The sequence below is a fragment of the Alienimonas sp. DA493 genome (assembly GCF_043951915.1).
Lineage (GTDB): Bacteria > Planctomycetota > Planctomycetia > Planctomycetales > Planctomycetaceae > Alienimonas.
This window is the reverse complement of sequence record NZ_JBINJD010000064.1, coordinates 14,014-27,926: the sequence shown is the minus strand read 5'-3', so window position 1 is coordinate 27,926 and position 13,913 is coordinate 14,014. Positions and strand designations below refer to the sequence as shown.

Here is a 13,913-nt window from a genome sequence, read left to right as displayed (position 1 = left end):
CCCCGCGAACAGCGGCGCCGTCGCCGGCCGCGGAGTCCCCGTCAGCAGCTCCGTGACGTCCGCCCCGGCGGCGGCCAGCTCGGCGAACACCCAGGCGGAGGGCAGCCGGGAGGGGCTGAGCTGTTTGCTGACCGCGGACTGGGTCTCCAGCCCCCACGCCCGCCGGGCCGCCGCCTGCGACCCGTAGAGCCGCTCGACGGCGGTCCGCACGCGGTCGGCGACGGCTCGGACCTCGTCGGGCGGGCGGGGCGTCAGGCTCATGCCGGCCACCGTACCGGCTCCGGCGCCCGGACGGCCATGAATGCCGTTGCGGCATGAGCCGGTTTCGCGAAACCCGGTTCCGACGTTCCGGGATTCTGATGACCCGTTCGTCCGCAGGCAGCGAGCGGAGTTATGCCGACCGGGAATACAAACCGACGGCTCGCTGCGTAGAAGTCGGCGGGGCCGTGCGGCCGTATTGTAGCTCGCCCCCGGCCCCGATCGCCCGCCCCCCATGACCGTCGATAAGTCCAGTCCGCTCGACGTGCCCCCTTGGTACGACATGGCCGAGGCGGTCGTGAAGACGCTCCTCGAACAGGCCGCCGAACGGACCGACACGAACGGAAGCTGGACGGACCGCAGGCCCGCGGCGATCCTCTGCGGCGGCCGCGACGTCGCCGACAGACTGCGGGAAGGGATCGCCCGCCGGTAGGGGCCGCGGACGCGGCGGGTGCGGGTCCAAGGGCGGATGACCGAACGGCCGCCCCGGGACGTCAAAACGCTCGGGGAGAACCCGCACCTCGCGGCCGTGCCGCCGGGCCTGTTCGACGTGGTCCGCGAGGTGATGGACCAGACCTACACGAACGTCGTGCACCGGCGGACGGAGCACGAGCTGCCGGCCGACCTCATGTCCCAGCTGGACTCGCTGCCGGATTGGCCGTCGACCCTCTCGGACCAGTTGCCGTTGTCGCCCGCGGCGGTCAACCGACTGGCCTCAGGGGTCAAGCTGCGAACACTCGGGGACGACGGCGGCGTTCGGAAGATCCGGGAGCTTCGACTCCATCAGGGAGGACAGTTCGTCGCCGCGGGCGGCTCCGTGCGGGAGCGGGCGAAGGCGGTCGCCGGCCTGCTCAGGTTGGTCCGGAAGGGTCCCGCGGCGGTGATCGCCGGCTCGGGACGCGAGGCGAAAGAATACGCCGACGCCCTGAAGCGGCTCTTTCCGGACGGGTCCGACCGTAGGATCTACGCGAACCCGGTCGCCGCGAACTGCCTCCCGGACGGCGACGACGGGCGGAACGACGACTCGGGCGAGGGGAAGTTCGTGGCGTTCGGCGACGGGGACGTTGCGGTCGTCGCCACCGGGATCTCGGACGGCGTTCCCGAGCACCCCACGCTCGTCGTGTTCGTCGACTCGGACCTCGCCGCCGCGGAACACCGGCTCGACGGCGACGACACGCTGCGGGCCGGACTCGGCGTCCCGAACGAAGAACGCGAAAACGTCGTCGACTACCCCGGCCACCTGCTGCCCGTCTGGCGGGGGAACGGCGTCCTGCCGGTCGGGGTGCTGTCGCCGGAGCAGTTGGACGACCGGGCGGACGTCCGGCTGTTCCGGGCGGCGACGCGCGGCCCGATCCTCGGCCGGATCAGGCCGCCGGCGCCCGCGGCCCCGTGACGGTCGCCGCCGCCGACGTCGACGCCGACGACCCGGGGGCCGTGGCCGCCGCCGGTGCGGGCCGCCTGCGGCCCCAACGGCCCCGACGCCCCGACCGCGGCGGTCGTGGCCAAGGACGGCGCCAGCGCCGCGGTGCTCGCCAGGGAGCTGGGCTGGCCGCTGCTGCCGGTCGATCCGCACCCGATGAGCCCCGCGGCGCCGGCCCCGCGGGCGGTCGTCACGCTGGTGACCGAGCGCCGCCGCAAAGACCTGCCCGGGGTCGACGTGCTCGTCTGGGCGGCCGGCGGCGGGGACGGCCCGGCGCCGAAGCGACTCCGCCGGGGCGGGCTGGTCGTCGACTGCCGCGACGATGACGCGGACCGGCGGCGGGACGCCCTCGCCGCCCGCGGCTGGCGCCGCACGACCTTCTCGCCGACCGACCCGCCGCACCGCCCCCCCCGCCCCCGCGGCGCCGAACGCCGCCGCCGCCGAAGGGACCGCGTCCCCATGAGCTTCGCCCCCTCCTTCCGCCCGGCCCCGGAGGGGCTGAAGACGGCCCCGGTCGACAGGCAGGAACTCTGGATCGCCCGGGCGATCGCCCGCAGGGACCGTCGGGCCGCCCGCGACGAACGCGAGACGGAGGCCGCCCACGCCGCGGCGAGCGCCGGCGTCCTCGCCGCCGCAGCGGACCGCGGGGCGGTCGCGGCCCTCGTCGCCCGGGCGGCGGCGGACTGGCTCGGCTTCCGGCTGAGGACGGACGGGGGGCCGGTGAGGACCGTCGGCCTGGGCGAGAAGTTTTTCGACCGGGTCGCGAAGGCGTTCGCCGAGTGCGGGAACCGGGCCCCCCCGTCGCCGCCTTCGCGACGGCGCTGCGGGCCGCCGAGCACGCCGGCGCCGTCGGGCGGGCGTTCGACCCGGCTTGGCGGGACGAGGTCGTTCGCCTCGCCCGCCGGGCCGGGTTCGACGAGTCGCCCCCGGCCGCCCGGCTGGCGGCCGCGTGGCGCCGCGGGGGTCGCCGGCAGAGCGCCGAGGACCGCCTGCGGGGCCTGCTCGCCGGCCTGCACTCGGTCGAGGTGGTCGCCCCGCCGGCGCCGACGCCGACGCCGACGCCGTCCGACTGAGCCGGCGCTGTCGCCGGACCGTGCCCGGGAGTATCCTTGCCGTGACGGACGTCGCCAACGGGGCGGCGACCGGCGAGCCCGGAACCGGGACGCGAAGGAGGACCGACCGGAGGACGCCCCCCGTGGGCGCCAAAGGACACGGTCGCTGCCGACGGATCCGAAACGGAACCGGAGCGGGACCGGCAACGACGGAACCGCCGACGACCGATCAACGATCGGACGACGAACGGACCGCAGCAGCCGGCGGGGAAAACGACGCAACCGAACGACGACCGACGGTCGGAACCAGGGAGCGGGAAGAACCCCGGTCGCCTCGAAAGCGACCGCCGCCCGAACAGGACCGCCGCAGGCGGGCACGCTCGGACGCGGACGCGGGAGAGAGCGACGCCCGGCCGACGTACGGAGACGCACGCACGTTGCCGGCGTGCAATAGTCCTCCTACCCCTCTACGGGGGACGACGACCCGGGGACCATCGTTTGCAACCTCGTCGAGGTTGCGAAAGAGACCGCGGCCCGTCGTTCCCGTACGCGGGGGCGGCGGGTCGCTTTTCGTTCGCGGAGTTCGTCGTCAGCGCCACGGTGCTGATCGCCACCGCCGTGGTGCTGATCGGCACGGCCACGGCGTTCGTCGCCACGGCCACGACACTAATCTCCATCGCCGCGGCGTACGTCGTCACCGCCACGACGGGAGGTACAGCGGCCCCCAGACGTAGGCGACGTAGCCGACAATCGGCAGTCCCTCTTCCCCGCGAACCGAGCGGGTGCGGGCGGGACCGCCCGCCTGCCACACCGCGGCGTCGGCGCCGGGCGCCCGGTGCTCCTGCGTGACCGCCGCCCGCCCGCCGGGCAGCGCCACGACCGGCGGCAGTTCGCAGGTCGTCACGCCGCGGCGATTCGTCTTCAGCAACGCGTACTGGCTGACCGGCGAGGTCGGCACCCACCGCGGCACCGGCCCGGTGAGCACCAGCGCCGTGCGGCCGGTGAGGAGGGTCTTCGGGGGCGTCGGCCACGTCTGCGACCTCAATGTCCCCGTGTAGCGAGATGGCGGCGACTGCCGGTTCAGCGAATCTCGAGCTGAGACTCTCGGGTGACGCGGACCGCAACATCGCGTGGTAGGAAGGTCGGTAGGGCAGGGCGATGGGCCATCGCACGGGGGAGACAGGACGCGTTCTTGGTTTTCTCCTCGCCGCCGCAGATTTCCGCTTAATCTTCCGCTGAACTTGCCCATAACCATTGAGCGGGACGATATCGCCCGCCCCCGTCGTCGTTGAAGCAGTCGTCGCACACACTGCACCTGCGAACAGTTTGGTCGCCTTCAGAATCGTAGCCTGACGGCTGCGACTGTTCTCATGGCCGCTACCAAGAGTGATCTCTCCGCCGTCGAACTGCGGGAGCAATTTCCCGACGCTCCGCTGGACGTCGAAATCATGCGAGGGGACGAGGGAACGTTCTTCTACCGCAAGTCCGACATCCGAGCGCCGGAGCCCGTGTGGGCCCCGGACGAAAGTCTGGCGCCGGCTTCTGAAGAGGTCCTGCCCCCGACGTCTCGATGTCTCAGTTCGCTCGGTTACTGGATCGTCCGGACGTGTCGCCGCTCGTTATCGGTACCGTGTTCGCTCTCGGAGGGCAGATGCACCGGGCCAGCTTTCGCAAGAAGCAGGGTCCGAGTTGGAAGACCGTTGGAGACCGCGAGTGCGGCATGGTCTACCACCTCCGCAGCGGGTTGGACGCCGATCCGCTCTGGAAATCCCGCGAATACCTCTTCGGACTCCCGCTCATCGCCGCGGCGGCTTGTCGAAGCAAGCCGTGGCCGGTCGGAGGCATGATTACCGACCGCCACCCGGATCGGGTGACGATGGTGCACGCCTTCCGTCGCCGCGACGTGCCGGCGGGGTCGAATCCCTTCGGCTGGATTCGCCCCAACGAGGTCCCGCCGCCGTACGTCGACTTCAGCGGACCGGAATGGCAGCAGTGGCCCGCTCCCGATCCCCGCGAAATGAAGCGCTGATTCGCCGCCGCTGACGTCGCCGAACGAGCGGGTGGTCCTGGATCTCAGGGCCGCCCGCTCCCGTCGTCCAATGACGATCGGACAGGCAACGATAGGGTGAGCGATTCTGAAACGACGGGCGCCGTGCCCAGACTGCTGGTCGGCCGCAACGACATCCCCGCGGTGTTGAACGTGAGCACGAAATGCTGGGACCGGCAGTGCGACGCCGGAGCGACCCCCGCCGCCGTCCGCATCGGCGGGCGAAAGCTGTGGCGGGTCGCCGATCTGGAGGATTGGGTTCGACTGGGATGTCCCGATCGCCGGACGTTCGAGTCGCACCGCGACGCCGAGGCCGCCGAAGGGAGCGGCGGTCGAGGGATCAAAGGCCCGGTGCGTCGTCGTACGGCCCGTCGATAAGCTTGCACATCGAACGTCGCCACGCTCCTGTCCCGGTTCGCCGGGGCAGGGGTTTTCTCATGACGCGTGGAACCGATGTCCCTGTTCAAGAAGACGACGACCCGTCACCTGGCCCCCCTCACGAAGGCCCGCGTAAAGGCGGACACGCCCGGGGCGGTGGTGGAGCGGGTAAAGAGCGCCAAGTGGTACGGGCGATACCGCGACGCGGACGACGTGGTCCGGACCGTCGCCCTCGCTCGCGACAAGAGCGCCGCCCGGGCGCTGCTCGCGGAGTTGGAACGTGACGCCGACCGCGGCCGGGCCAGACTGACGGTCGTCGACGCCGCCCACGTCGCCGCTCCGGCGGTCGATCACCTCGAGGCCTATTCCCGCTATCTCGCCGCGGGCGACAACCCCCCCCGTTACGTGCGAGAGCAGACGGCCCGCATCCGCAAGGTGCTGACGGCGACGCGGACGCGGGTGTTGAGGGATCTCACCTCGGAGAGGGTCGCCCAGCACCTCGCCGCCCGCCGCCGCGACGGTTCGTTCGGACCGCAAACCTCGAACCACTACCTCGCCGCCTGCAAGGGCTTTTCCAAGTGGCTCGTCCGGGACGGGCGGCTGGCCAAGGATCCGCTGCAACACGTCTCGTCCGTCAACGCCCGGACGGACGCCCGCCGCGTCCGCCGAGCGGCGACAGCCGAAGAATTCGCCGCGATCGTGAGTGCCGCCGAGGCGGGAACGAGGAAGTTCGGGATGAGCGGCCCGGATCGGGCGATCCTGTACCACGTCGCGGCCTATACCGGCCTGCGGGCGTCGGAGTTGGCCAGCCTCAGCCCCGCCTCGTTCGATCTCGACGGGATCGACGGGATCGACGGGATCGACGGGCCGACGGTGACCGTCGCGGCGGCCTACTCCAAGCACCGCCGCGAAGACGTCCAGCCGCTGCACCCCGATTCCGCCGCCCGCTTGCGAGATTGGTTGGCGGCGAAGGCCGCCGCCGGTCTGCGGCCGGACGCCCCGCTCTGGCCCGGCCGCTGGGCCGGCGACCGGAAGGCGGCGCCGATGCTCCGGCACGACCTGTAGTCGGCGGGCGTGGCCTACCGCGACGCGGCGGGGCGGGTGCTGGACTTCCACGCGTTGCGGCACACGTTCGTGACGAACCTCGCCCGGTCCGGCGTGCACCCGAAGCACGCCCAAGCACTCGCCCGCATTCGTCCGTCGAACTGACCCTGAACCATTACACCCACGTCGGACTCCGCGAAGCGGGCGAGGCGGTCGGTCGTCTCGCCCCGCCCCCACGTTCCGAAGAATCCGCCCCCGGAGCCCCGTCCGCCGAACCCCCGGTTGCACCCATGGTTGCACAGACGGACGCCCGCTCGGGGGGACGAACGGGAACCGCTGGGGAAACGTTCACGCCTGAACGCGACGCCGGCCCCTCGGTGCCCCAATCCCCTTCGAACCCTGCCCCGCTTGCGTCGGGGGCTTCTGCCGAGGGTTCCGCGGCGACTGAACGCCGCGGGGAAAACGAGGGTGGCATACCGGATTTGAACCGGCGACCTCCGGAACCACAATCCGGCGCTCTAACCAACTGAGCTAATGCCACCATGCTCCGTCGGACGCGAATCTCGCGTCCGCGGCTGCGGGCGGAAAGGGTAGCCGCCGGTCGGCGGGTCGGCAAGCGCCGGCCCCCCTGCTTCCGTTCGGCGTCCCTCCCGTTCCGTTCCCTCCGACACGGTCGCGTCCCGGCGGGTTCGCGGACGGCTGACGGGCGGGCGCGGTCCTCCCCTACGTCGAGGCCGAACGGGACCGGCCGTTGTAGGCCCCCCCGCCCCCGGGGGAGCCGCCCCCGCCGGAGCCGTCGCCGGGGGAGCCGTCGTCGGTGCCGTCGGCCGCCGCCACGCCGGACGCCGGGGCTCCGCCGGCCGCGGGCGGGCCGGCGGCGCCGCGGTCGCCCGAGAGCAACGCCGGCGGCACGGTGCGGAGGTGCAGGTCCTGCTGGGGGAAGGCGATCTCGATGCCGGCCTCGCGGAACTTCCGGTCGATCGCGGCGTGCAGGTCGGAGATCACCGGCAACCGCTGGTCGAGGTTCGGCAGGTAGCACCGCAGGATCAGGTTCAGCGCGCTGGCCCCGAACCCCTCGAAGGTGGCGATCGGCGCCGGGTCGGTCAGCACCAGCGGGGCCTCGGCGGCGGCCTCCATCAGCAGGTCGCGGGCCCGCTGCGTGTCGCTGCCGTAGGCCACGCCCACCTCGATCACGACGCGGTTCGTCGCGTCGGAGAGCGTCCAGTTCAGCAGGCGGCCGGTGACGAACTCCTTGTTCGGCACGATGAACTCTTTGCGGTCCCAGTTCGTGATCGTCGTCGCCCGGATGCGAATCCGGCTGACCACCCCGGTGACGTCGCCGACGGTCACGACGTCGCCGACGCGAACCGGACGTTCGAACAGGATGATCAGGCCGCAGACGAAGTTCGCCACGATCTCCTGCAACCCGAAGCCCAAACCGACCGTCAGGGCGGCGATGAGCCACTGCACGCTCTCCCACTCGAACCCAATCCGACCGGCGGTGAACAGCACGCCGACCACCACCGCGGAGTAGCCGGCCAGGCGGGAGACGGCGTAGCGGCCGCCGGCGTCCAGCGGGAGGCGGTCGAACACGCTGAGGGCCAGCAGGCCGGGCAGGTTTTTGGCGGCCAACACCGTCAGGCCGGCCCCGGCCGCGGCGACCAGCAGGTCCCACAGGCTGATGGGAACGTCGTCCTGCAGCTCGGTGACGATCTCGCCGTCCGGCGTCGTGACCGGTTCGCCGGTCTCCAGGTCCAGGACGGGCGCCTGCCGGGCGATCGTCCAGGCGTCGAACGTGACGTCGTCCAGCTTGTTCAGCGCCGGCAGCACGTCGGCCCAGATGAACCACAGGGCGACGGCCCCCAGCGTCATCGCGGCGGCGGTGACGAGGGTGCGGGTCTGGGCGGAGAGGTCCGCCGACGGCATGTCCGTGCCCGGTCCGGCGCCGGTGGCGGCGGGGCCCTCGGCCGGGGCGCCGCCGGGCAGGTTCGGGTCGGCGGCCTGCTCCCGGGCGGCGGCTTCCTCCCGCCGCCGCTGCATGCTGCGGTACAGCATCGCCCGGCGGGAGATCGTCACCCACCGCACCGCGGCGCTGCGGAGCAGGATCACCACGATCAGCAGGGCGGCGGTCTCCAGCGCCCGGCGGGCCAGTTCGCCGGCGGTGTAGTGGTAGCCGAACAGGCTCAAGCCCCCCAGCGCCGCGGCGCCCACCACCGCGAACAGGCACAGCGGGAGGCGGAATTGGTGGGCGCGGCTCTCGGGGGCGACCTTGCGGACGCTCTCCCACACCACGCCGGCGGGACGAAACAGGCGGTAGAGCATCGTCGCCGCCAGCCCGCAGGCCGCGGCGAACGCGACCCGTTCCCACCCGCCGCCGGCGTGCAGCGGGTCGGAGGAGCCGAGCAGCCCCGCGACCGCCGCCGTGAACAGCAGGGGCGGGGTGAACCAGCGGGCCTGCCGCTGGACACGGCGGACCGCCCCGGCGGGCCATTGAAAATGGGCGTCGGCCAGGCCGTCGCGGCGGGTGACCTCCCGGAGCAGCGTCAGCGGGAGCCAGACCGCCGCCGCGTACCCCGCCGCGGCGCCCAGCGCCGCGGCGTCGAGCGCCTCCGGCAACGCGCCCTTCTCCCCCTCGCCGCTCCACACGCTCCAACCGCCCGTCAGCACGAAGGAGAACCAGGCCAGCAGGGCCGGGCCGGCGGCGGCCGCCAATAGGGTGGCGACGAGGGCGGCGGCGGTCGATTTGAAGTCCAGCGACCCCTTCCGCCGCGGGGCGACCGCCCAGTGCGCCAACAGGCCGCGGAGCCGCATCCGCAGGACGATCAGCGCCACGGAGACCGCCAGCGCCAGCAGCGTCGGCGGGAAGGAGAGCCCCGTCAGCAGGGCCTCCAGGGCGGACTGCACCGCCGTCCGCACCCCGTCCGGCGCCGCCCACCCGGCGATCAGGGGCAGTTCGGCCTCCAGTTGATCCTTATTCAGCGGCGGGCCGCTGCGGACCCACAGCACCCGTTCGTCGATGTAGTCGGCGAAGCCGGCGACGGTGTCGCGGTACGCCACCTGGGCGTCCTGCAGATCCTCGAGCGCGTCGATCACCTCCCGGTCCAGCCCCGCGGAGCCGTCCGCCGGGGCCAACTCCGTCAGCAACTCCCGCCGGGCGGCGAGCAGTTCCTGAGCCTTTTTCACCGCGGCGTCCATCTCCTCGCCGACGAGGCCCTCCTCCGAGGCCCCGGCCATCAGGGCGTAGGCGACGTCCGCGTGTTTGTCCTCCGGGGGCAGCTCCGCCACGGCGTCGCGGTGATCGGCGGCGAGCATCATGGCCCGGTCGATCTCCGCCAGGCGCGCCTCGATGCCCCGGTTGATCAGTTCGAGCCCGGGCATCTCCTGCCGTTCCCGCCGCAACGTGGCGCTGACGCCGTCGGACAGGCCCAGCTTGTTCACCCGGTCGGACACTCGCTCCCAACGACTCTTCAGTTGGGCGAGCTTCTCGCTCGTCTTGTCCGTCTGGGACTTCGCGGACGTTTCCTTGGCGAGCTGCTTCTCGAGAGACTCCTGTAGGGCGGCGACCTCCGCGGCGAGCGGCTTGAGCCGGTCGGGGATGTCGCCCTCGGTGGCGGCGACCAGCTCGCGGGCCTTCTCGGCCGCGCGGCGGTTCAGTTCGGCCTCGGCGGCGGCGACGCGGGCGGCGGCGGCGGCGATCTTCCGGTCCAGCAGATTGCGACGCAGGGTCGGCAGGCCGACCGCGGCGGCGGCGGCGGCCCGCACGCCCTCGGCGTTGCTGGCGGCGAGGGCCTCCGCGGCGGCGGCCTTCTCCAACCGGGCCTTGGCGATTCTCGCAATCGCCACGTCGGTGGGCACGTCCGGGTCCAGCGCCTCGGCGGCGGCGGCGGCGTCGGTCGCCCGCTTTAACGCCGCCCGCAGCGCCGCCTGATCCGCCTCCCGCCGCTCCGCCGAGACCGGGTTCGGCAGGTTCCCCTTCTCCTCGACCAGCCGGGCCCGGTCGTTTTCCGCCTTGGTGCTGTCGGCCACCACCGCCGCGTCAGTCTTCCCGGCGTACTCCTCCCGGAGGCTCTCCGGCGAGGGCGCCGCAGGCAGAGCCTCCAGCTCGGCCTTGAGACGGTCGGCCTCCTCCTCGACGCCCGCGGCGGCGGCCTCGGCGGCGGCCCGATTGGCGGCGACGGCGTCCAGCAGTTTGCGGGCCTCCGCGGCGGCGCCGAGGTCCGCCAGCACCGCGGCCCGCTGCTCCGGCGTGAGGTTGTCCGCCGGCGGGTCGGTCTCCCCGGCGGCCTTCACCTGAGCGAGCTTCGCGGCGATCTGCTCCGCGGTCGGCAGCGTGGGGGCGCCGCTCTCCGCGGCCGGCGTCTTCGCCGGCTCGGTCGCCGGTTCCGTCGCCGGTTCCGTCGTCTGGGCGGGGGCGGTCTCGGCCGGCGCCGGCTCCGGGGGGGCGGGCTCCGCGCTCTCCGCCGGGTCCATCGGGCCGGTCTCCAGCGGGTGCGGACCGACCCGCTCCGGGGTCTCCGCCGGCTCGGAAGCCGGTGGCGTCGCCGTCTGATCGGACGATTCGCCGACCACGACCGCGATCGGTTCGCCCGCCCCGCCGTCCGCCGCGGGGGCGTCCGAGTCTTGAGCGAGAACCGGCGTCGCCCACAGGACGAACGCCAGCGCCGCCGCCAACGCGATGGGAGCCTCGCCCGCCGATCCGTCCCGGCGGCCGCGCAGACCGCTCCCTCGCGTGGTTCCGTCCATGCGAAGACGGTAGGCGTCGGACCGGCGGGCGGTCAACGCGTCCGCCCGTTAGCATCGCGGCGTTCGCCCCCGTTTTCGTCTCCCGAAGACCCCATGCTCCGCCCCGCCCGGTCGCCCTTCGCGGCCCTCGCCGTCCTCTCGACGCTCTGCTGCTCCGCGGTCGCCGCCGCCCAGGACACCGACGTCTTCCCCACCCTCGGTCGCCTCGTGGCGCTGGAGGACGGGTTCGCCGACTGCGTCGATTCGGACGCGCAGATCGAGGTCCTCGCCTCCGGCTTCACGTGGTGCGAGGGGCCGGCGTGGGACGCCAAAGCGAACCGGCTGCTGTTCTCGGAGATCCCCTCCAACACCGTCCGCGTTTGGGAGCCCCGCAAGGCGGTGCGGGTGTTCCTCGATCCCGCCGGCTACACCGGCCTGACCGACTACGGCAAGGAACCCGGCTCCAACGGCCTGCTGATCACCGCGGACCGGCAGCTGCTTTCCTGCGAGCACGGCGACCGGCGGGTCTCCGCGATGCCGCTGGACGAACAGGGCGGGAAGGTCACGCTGGCCGACCGCTTCGAGGGCAAACGGCTGAACAGCCCGAACGACCTCTGCCGCCGCTCCGACGGCACGATCTACTTCACCGACCCGCCCTACGGGATGCCCGGCGGGCTGGAGGGGCCGAACGCGGAACTGGATTTCTGCGGCGTGTACCGCCTGGCCCCGCCGGACGAGAGCGGCCGCGGCGCGTTGAGTCTGGTCACCAAGGAAATGCCCCGGCCCAACGGCATCGCCCTGTCGCCGGACGAAAAGACGCTCTACGTCGCCGACAGCGGGGCGAAGCACTGGATGAAGTTCCCCGTCCGCGAGGACGGCTCGACGGGGAAAGGCGAAATGTTCTTCGACGCCTCCGGCGAGCCCGGCCGGGGCAGCGCCGACGGGTTGAAAGTGGACGTCGAGGGCCGCGTCTGGGCGACCGGCCCCGGCGGCGTGTGGGTGTTCAGCCCGGACGGCACGCCGCTGGGCCGGATCGAGACCGGCGAGCACTGCAGCAACGTCGCCTTCGGCGGCCCGGACGGCCGCGACCTGTTCATCACCAGCGACATGTATCTGTGCCGTATCAGGACGAAGACGACGGGGGCCGCGAAGTAGCCCGACTCGGGGCGGCGCTCTGCGTCGCCCCGGCAGGGACGCGGAGCGTCCGGCCGCTCCGCGGCCCGTGCGTCCCGACGCAGAGCGTCGGGACGAGTCGGTTCCGCGCCCTCACTCGGAGCCTTCGAGCTTCACCAGCTTGTTGTACAGCCCGAGGATCAGGAACGGGGCGGCCCACTGCCCGATGAACAGGGCGGTGTTCTTCGAGCCCATCGCCTTGGCCGTCGCGCTGGCGGCCATGCTGGCGCCGGCGGCCCAGAGGAACACGTCGCTGGGCAGTTTGCTGGTCTGCTCCTCAATGGCGCGGGCCAGCGGGCCCTCGCGGCGGGCGTGGGCCGGCACGCCGTGCCGGCCGTTCATCCGCTGGTTGGCGGCGTGGTTGGGGTGATAGCCGGACGGCTTGTTGACCGGGGGGGCGGCGGCGGACATCGGCGGGTTCCTGGGAGGGGAAACGAACGATTCATTCTTTGTTCGCCGCTCCGAATCCCGGGACGGGGCGGCCGCCGCGACCTCAGGTCAGGGTTCGCCCGGGGACGAAACGCCAGACCGTCCGCGGGTCGCGCCCGTCAGCGGGTCGCGGGCCGGGGCTCCCGCGGCGCGGCCGGGTCGGGGCGGAGCCGCTCCGCAAGGAATTCGCCGACCCGGACTCGCACCGCGTCCCGGTGCCCGAACAGGCCGTGTCCGCCGCCCTCCACGGGGACCAGTTGGTTCGCCACGCCGGCCGACTCCAGCACGGCGTGCAGCCGTTCGGCCTGATCGAAGGGCACGATCGGGTCCGCGGTGCCGTGCAACGTGAGCACCGGCGGGTCGTCCTCGTCGGCGTACCGCACCGGGCTGGCGGCGTCGTAGGCGCTCCGCCGCACCGCGAGGTGCCCGGCGAGGAACAGGCTCAGCACCGTGCGGGCGTGCCGATTGCCGGTGTAGTAGGCCGGCATGTCCGTGACCCCGAACAGGTTCACCACCGCCGCCACCGGCGTCCGCGGGGGGACGTCCGCGGTCGGTTCGGCCGGCGCCTTCTCCGGTCCGTCGGGGCCGAGGTCCGGCGGATCGCCGTTGGCGGAGAGCCCCGCCAGCAGCGCGAGGTGCCCGCCGGCGCTGTCGCCGATCAGGACGATCCGGTCGGGGTCGACGTTGAGGCGGTCGGCCCGAGCGACGAGGAACGCCAGCGCCGCCCGCACGTCCTCCAACGCGGCCGGGAACGGGGCGACGTACACGCCCCCCGGCCCGACGCGGCTGAGGCGGTACTCGACCGTCGCCGCCGCGGCCCCCTGCCGGGCTCGGGCGAGAATCTCCGACTGGTACCGCACCTTCGTCCCGGCGACCCACCCGCCGCCGTGCACGAACACCATCAGCGGCGTCGGGGCCGCGGCCTCGGCGCCGTCCTCCCCCGACGGCGCCGCCGGCGGCAGGGCGAGGTCCAGGCGCAGCGTCTGCCCGCCAACGGTCCGGTACGGCAGGTTCGACCAGATCCGTACGCCGTCCGCCAGCGTCTTCGGCGGCGGCAGCGGCGCCGTCGCCGGATCGACGAGAACCGATTCCTCCGCCGCAGCGTCCCCCGCGACGGCCTCCCCCACCACCGGAGCGACCGGGGCCGGGGCGGGTTCGGGCGGGGCGGCGGGGGTCGTCTCCGCCGGCGGGGCGAGGACGGCCAGCGAGATCAGGGCGAGCAGAGCGACGGGCACAGGCGAACCGGGGTTCGGGGTGCGGGCGGAACGGCGTCCGGCGGAAGACCGGCGATCGGACGCCGGGCGCCGGCCGGGGTGGCGGGCGGAGCCGGGGGGCGGAAATGATAGGCGGACGCTCGCCCCCCGACTGACCGCCCCACCGGACGCCCTGC

At 73.2% G+C, this 13,913-nt stretch carries 13 protein-coding genes and 1 tRNA gene; 8 read left to right on the top strand and 6 right to left on the bottom strand.

Annotated elements, in window-relative coordinates; all coding sequences use genetic code 11:
• The coding region (locus ACG2DA_RS11595; protein WP_395255825.1) for a hypothetical protein at nt 1–261 on the bottom strand (261 nt) is incomplete at its 3' end.
• A 232-nt stretch (nt 262–493) separates the two neighbouring features.
• On the opposite strand from ACG2DA_RS11595, the gene ACG2DA_RS11590 reads away from it, so the two are divergent.
• The 3 genes from ACG2DA_RS11590 to ACG2DA_RS11580 all read left to right on the top strand — a co-directional run bounded on the left by ACG2DA_RS11590 (nt 494) and on the right by ACG2DA_RS11580 (nt 2,751).
• Nucleotides 494–691 (top strand): hypothetical protein, encoded by a 198-nt coding sequence (locus ACG2DA_RS11590; protein WP_395255823.1) that lies wholly within the window; start codon nt 494–496, stop codon nt 689–691.
• 36 nt (nt 692–727) lie between these two features.
• Nucleotides 728–1,651: a hypothetical protein gene (locus tag ACG2DA_RS11585; RefSeq protein WP_395255822.1), complete on the top strand. Its 924-nt coding sequence runs from the start codon at nt 728–730 to the stop codon at nt 1,649–1,651.
• A gap of 806 nt (nt 1,652–2,457) precedes the next feature.
• Nucleotides 2,458–2,751 (top strand): hypothetical protein, encoded by a 294-nt coding sequence (locus ACG2DA_RS11580; RefSeq protein WP_395255821.1) that lies wholly within the window; start codon nt 2,458–2,460, stop codon nt 2,749–2,751.
• Between the two features lie 673 nt (nt 2,752–3,424).
• Here ACG2DA_RS11580 and ACG2DA_RS11575 read toward each other — a convergent pair.
• On the bottom strand, nt 3,425–3,775 hold the full coding sequence (locus tag ACG2DA_RS11575; protein ID WP_395255820.1) for a hypothetical protein: 351 nt from the start codon (nt 3,773–3,775) through the stop codon (nt 3,425–3,427).
• A gap of 585 nt (nt 3,776–4,360) precedes the next feature.
• Between ACG2DA_RS11575 and ACG2DA_RS11570 the strand changes: the two genes are divergently transcribed.
• The 4 genes from ACG2DA_RS11570 to ACG2DA_RS11555 all read left to right on the top strand — a co-directional run bounded on the left by ACG2DA_RS11570 (nt 4,361) and on the right by ACG2DA_RS11555 (nt 6,364).
• Nucleotides 4,361–4,759 carry a hypothetical protein gene (locus tag ACG2DA_RS11570; protein ID WP_395255819.1) on the top strand — a complete coding sequence of 133 codons (399 nt, stop codon included), beginning with the start codon at nt 4,361–4,363 and terminating at the stop codon, nt 4,757–4,759.
• A 96-nt stretch (nt 4,760–4,855) separates the two neighbouring features.
• Nucleotides 4,856–5,155 (top strand): helix-turn-helix transcriptional regulator, encoded by a 300-nt coding sequence (locus ACG2DA_RS11565; protein WP_395255818.1) that lies wholly within the window; start codon nt 4,856–4,858, stop codon nt 5,153–5,155.
• Nucleotides 5,156–5,230: 75 nt separating this feature from the next.
• Nucleotides 5,231–6,220: a tyrosine recombinase XerC gene (xerC, locus tag ACG2DA_RS11560; RefSeq protein WP_395255817.1), complete on the top strand. Its 990-nt coding sequence runs from the start codon at nt 5,231–5,233 to the stop codon at nt 6,218–6,220.
• 9 nt (nt 6,221–6,229) lie between these two features.
• Nucleotides 6,230–6,364, top strand: a complete 135-nt coding sequence (locus ACG2DA_RS11555) for a hypothetical protein (protein ID WP_395255816.1) — start codon at nt 6,230–6,232, stop codon at nt 6,362–6,364.
• A gap of 302 nt (nt 6,365–6,666) precedes the next feature.
• Here the strand turns inward: ACG2DA_RS11555 and ACG2DA_RS11550 are convergent.
• Nucleotides 6,667–6,740 (bottom strand) — tRNA-His (locus tag ACG2DA_RS11550).
• A gap of 182 nt (nt 6,741–6,922) precedes the next feature.
• Entirely contained in the window at nt 6,923–10,942 is a 4,020-nt protein-coding gene (locus ACG2DA_RS11545) for a mechanosensitive ion channel domain-containing protein (RefSeq protein ID WP_395255815.1), read from the bottom strand.
• Nucleotides 10,943–11,035: 93 nt separating this feature from the next.
• On the opposite strand from ACG2DA_RS11545, the gene ACG2DA_RS11540 reads away from it, so the two are divergent.
• Complete coding sequence (locus tag ACG2DA_RS11540) at nt 11,036–12,076, top strand: SMP-30/gluconolactonase/LRE family protein (protein ID WP_395255814.1); 1,041 nt, start codon at nt 11,036–11,038, stop codon at nt 12,074–12,076.
• 111 nt (nt 12,077–12,187) lie between these two features.
• Here the strand turns inward: ACG2DA_RS11540 and ACG2DA_RS11535 are convergent, their stop codons facing one another.
• Nucleotides 12,188–12,436 carry a hypothetical protein gene (locus ACG2DA_RS11535; protein ID WP_395255828.1) on the bottom strand — a complete coding sequence of 83 codons (249 nt, stop codon included), beginning with the start codon at nt 12,434–12,436 and terminating at the stop codon, nt 12,188–12,190.
• Nucleotides 12,437–12,642: 206 nt separating this feature from the next.
• Nucleotides 12,643–13,758, bottom strand: a complete 1,116-nt coding sequence (locus ACG2DA_RS11530) for an alpha/beta hydrolase fold domain-containing protein (protein WP_395255813.1) — start codon at nt 13,756–13,758, stop codon at nt 12,643–12,645.
• Nucleotides 13,759–13,913 lie beyond the last annotated feature (155 nt).

Excerpts from the sequence above, each read along its gene's own strand:
- ACG2DA_RS11590 (WP_395255823.1), top strand. The coding sequence starts at position 494 with ATGACCGTCGATAAGTCCAGTCCGCTCGACGTGCCCCCTTGGTACGAC.
- ACG2DA_RS11585 (WP_395255822.1), top strand. The coding sequence starts at position 728 with ATGACCGAACGGCCGCCCCGGGACGTCAAAACGCTCGGGGAGAACCCG.
- xerC (WP_395255817.1), top strand. The coding sequence starts at position 5,231 with ATGTCCCTGTTCAAGAAGACGACGACCCGTCACCTGGCCCCCCTCACG.
- ACG2DA_RS11545 (WP_395255815.1), bottom strand. The coding sequence starts at position 10,942 with ATGGACGGAACCACGCGAGGGAGCGGTCTGCGCGGCCGCCGGGACGGA.
- ACG2DA_RS11540 (WP_395255814.1), top strand. The coding sequence starts at position 11,036 with ATGCTCCGCCCCGCCCGGTCGCCCTTCGCGGCCCTCGCCGTCCTCTCG.
- ACG2DA_RS11535 (WP_395255828.1), bottom strand. The coding sequence starts at position 12,436 with ATGAACGGCCGGCACGGCGTGCCGGCCCACGCCCGCCGCGAGGGCCCG.